Annotated in this window: 1 protein-coding gene and 1 pseudogene; both read left to right on the top strand. The window is 25.4% G+C overall.

What is annotated here, in order from left to right:
* Positions 1 to 292 (top strand): annotated as a pseudogene (locus HMPREF9075_RS01320) (DUF3828 domain-containing protein); the annotation flags it as partial.
* The coding region (locus tag HMPREF9075_RS13685; RefSeq protein ID WP_009414794.1) for a hypothetical protein at positions 286 to 668 on the top strand (383 nt) is incomplete at its 3' end. The pseudogene HMPREF9075_RS01320 and the gene HMPREF9075_RS13685, both read left to right, overlap by 7 nt.

Raw genomic sequence — 668 nt, 5'->3', positions numbered from 1 at the left:
GAAAAAATGTGAAGATGAATTGATAAGAATTAAGAAAAGATATTTATCAAGTAAATTAATAAAAAAAATAGAGCCCACTGAAGATAGAGATATGGATTATATTGTAGATGCCCAAGATACTTTCATAGAATGGTTGGACTCTATTAAGGTAAAGAAGATAAATTCAAAAAGATATAATGTGTATATTTATGATTTCTTTTTAAATAGATATGATAGCGTACAATTAAAAGTAGCTAAGAAGAAGGATAAGTATATTATTGATGATATTAATTTTAAAATATTCAGATGGTAAAGATTTATTATTTTATTTCAGCGTGTTTATTGTTGTTTTCTTGTAACAATAGCAATAATACCCAAGTGTCATCTTCTAATGATACTACAGATACTATTTCCTCTGTCAAAAGAGATACCATAGTAGAAAAAGATACAATTGCACCAATTCAAGTGCCTAAAGAAGAAACTGATGAAGCTACAAAAATGATTTTAGAATTTTATGACAAGTATATCAGGCAACAAGATAAAATACCGTGCTCTGATTTATATGAAGAAGAAAAAAAATGTGAAGATGAATTAATAAGAATTAAGAAAAACTATTTATCAAATAAATTGATAAAAAAAATAAAACCTACTGAAGATAGAGATATGGATTTTATTGTAAATGCCCAAGA

It is taken from the genome of Capnocytophaga sp. oral taxon 332 str. F0381, from assembly GCF_000318275.2.
Lineage (GTDB): Bacteria > Bacteroidota > Bacteroidia > Flavobacteriales > Flavobacteriaceae > Capnocytophaga > Capnocytophaga bilenii.
Note: the sequence above shows the minus strand (reverse complement) of the source record. Positions and strands in the feature narration are given on the sequence as shown.